The sequence below is a fragment of the Pseudomonas sp. AC463 genome, assembly GCF_979253585.1.
Window position 1 is genome coordinate 1 of sequence record NZ_CEEDDZ010000145.1, and the last position, 424, is coordinate 424.

The window sequence follows — 424 nt, forward strand, 5'->3', positions numbered from 1 at the left end:
GTTGATCCTTCGTGACCAGTTTCACCTCGCCGGTCTCGATCTGGTGGCGGAGGTACCGATGGCGGTTGGACCAAACTTGCCGGAAGAGGAGGTGTTCGACCTCGATGATCTCCCGCAGGCGTCGTGGCTCCTTCTGGCATTCGAACTGCCATTGAGCTTCCTCCAGCCACTCCGGGGCGATCTCGATCAAAACCTCGCCCAGGGCCGGCGAGTAGGTCGACTGAGGGTCGCCGAAGAGGTCGGCAAAGTCAGGGTGCGGCTGCCGTTCATTGACGCCCATGCTCGAGAAGTCGTGCTTGTTGTGGGTCACGAACGCGAGTTGACCTCGCCCCGCGCACGATTTCACAATCTCGGCATATTGCTCAATCAGGAGCGCGTCGCCCATGCTATTCTTTGCCTTGTGGAAGGGCGCTCGCCGCTCCAG

Annotated in this window: 1 pseudogene; it reads right to left on the reverse strand. The window is 60.6% G+C overall.

Annotated features, from left to right (window positions below):
• A pseudogene (locus AC0IYH_RS29510) lies at nt 1-385 on the reverse strand (PIN domain-containing protein); the annotation flags it as partial.
• Between the last annotated feature and the right edge of the window lie 39 nt (nt 386-424).